Raw genomic sequence first — 1,841 nt, 5'->3', positions numbered from 1 at the left:
CGGTCGCGCTTCATCGGCCACAGGTCCGGCTCCACCGTCAGCTGGTACACCGCGTAGCGGGTGCCCGTCAGCTCAACGGCGCTCACCGCCACGCGCGTGACTTTGCCGTTGATATAGCGGGAGGTGAGCAGGTTCTGCGTCGGGATGGTCACCGTGACCGGCTGCCCGAGCAATTTGCTGCGGTCAATGCGCGCATCCGTGCCGAGCAGGGTCAGCGTCAGGGCGAACGACTCGGACATCGCCTCGCGGCCGGAAAGTTTCCAGAAGAGCAGCCCCTCGACCGGGAGCTGAACGGTAATTCGGTTGAGCATAATCGTTATTCCGTAAATGCAACATCGTTGTTTCAGGGGACACGAAGCAGCGTCAATCGCAACACTTACTTAAGCCACAGGCCTGAAAACATAAGGACACACCCTAACGAGAGAAGGAGTTTAGCGAAGACAAATAAGGGCGGCGCTACGGTGCGTGACATAAGGGAGATCTTTTCATAATTGCGAAAATTCATTTTTTTATGCGCGGCCATAACGCCTGAAAATAGAGCACACAGCAAAGCGACGGCAAATTTCATGCCCCAGACGCACAGAAGAGACATAGAAATGATGATGGAGTATTTTTTTGCCACCGCGACAGGAAATAATAAAAATGACAGCGCCAGCCATTTCAAAAAGAAACCAATGACAACCGTAGAAAGCAGAACAAGCACCAACATCAGGCCCGTTGTTATCCACTGTTTTTTATCAAAGACGCTCTTTTCATTCCAGATAACCGCCAGCGTCAGGATCAAAAAGAAAAGGAAGAAAAACCAGTGCATTACAATTTATCCCATCGACTACCCCCGGCGCCTTACGGTAACGGGGGTAGTCGGTTATGTGTCAGCCTGAATACGTTTACTTATTAGCGTTGAAAACGAAAAAGCCATCCACTTCCTGCTGGATTGCCGTCTGGTGGGATGCCCCAGGAGGATCGATCGCATTGCTTCCACCGGCAGGATTCAGATGCAGTTCACCGCCAAGCGTGTTTATTTGCGCATTCTGCTTAGCTGTAAAGTTGAAGTTATTGCCAATGATATTAACGCTTCCATCTTTCGATAATTCAATGGCGCTTTCGCCGCACTCCAGCCTCAGCGTATTACCCGCTGAAAGAATATAGTCGTTAACCACTTTGTCACTGCGGCTGTTACCCGTCAGGCAAACGACCTCCCCTTTAACGCCCGCTTTCTGATTTTTTACAACCCGTAAGGTTTCATCTTCTCCCACATATTGGGTTCGATTCTTTTCAGTCGAATGGGATTCATCATTTTTGACGTTGATATCCAGGTTGCGTTCGGCCTGGAGCCACACCTGCTCGCCTCCCGCCTTATCCTCAAAGCGCAGGGCGTTCGCATTGTCGATGGAACCGTCTTTCGTGCGGCTCATAAAGCCCATCTGCGTCGCCGCCGCCGGCAGCGCCCACGGCGGCATGCTGGCTTCGTTATACACGCGCCCCGTAATAATCGGACGGTCCGGGTCCCCGTTGATAAAGTCCACCACCACCTCATCTCCCACGCGCGGAATTTGCACCCCGCCGTAGCCCTGCCCCGCCCACGCGCTCGACACGCGCACCCAGCAGGAGCTGGTGTCATCGCCCTTCGCCAGACGGTCCCAGTGGAACTTCACCTTCACGCGACCGTATTTGTCCGTCCAGATACTCTCCCCCTGCGGCCCGACCACTTTCGCCGTCTGCGGGCCGTAGGTGCGCGGCCACGCCGTGCTCTGCGCCGGGCGATAAGAGACCGACGCCGGGATGACCGTGAAATCGGTGCGGTGAATGGTTTCACCTTCACCGCTGGCGTAGCGGTTCTC

The 1,841-nt window shown here is 54.4% G+C and carries 3 protein-coding genes; all 3 read right to left on the bottom strand.

Translation table 11 applies throughout. From position 1 onward, the window contains the following. Positions 1-311, bottom strand: a 311-nt coding sequence (locus AC2T6E_RS22595) for a contractile injection system protein, VgrG/Pvc8 family (RefSeq protein WP_486693249.1), incomplete at its 3' end; no start/stop codon positions are given. A gap of 65 nt (positions 312-376) precedes the next feature. After that, the gene (locus tag AC2T6E_RS22590) at positions 377-811 is read right to left on the bottom strand and encodes a hypothetical protein (RefSeq protein ID WP_126817909.1); all 435 of its coding nucleotides are present in this window, start codon (positions 809-811) and stop codon (positions 377-379) included. 76 nt (positions 812-887) lie between these two features. Continuing rightward, the coding region (locus AC2T6E_RS22585) for a type VI secretion system Vgr family protein (RefSeq protein ID WP_486693248.1) at positions 888-1,841 on the bottom strand (954 nt) is incomplete at its 5' end.

Source organism: Enterobacter sp. B79-1 (genome assembly GCF_057444735.1).
This window is presented reverse-complemented; position numbering and strand designations above follow the sequence as displayed.

Coding starts and splice junctions, on each gene's coding strand:
- AC2T6E_RS22590 (WP_126817909.1), bottom strand. CDS start 811: ATGCACTGGTTTTTCTTCCTTTTCTTTTTGATCCTGACGCTGGCGGTT.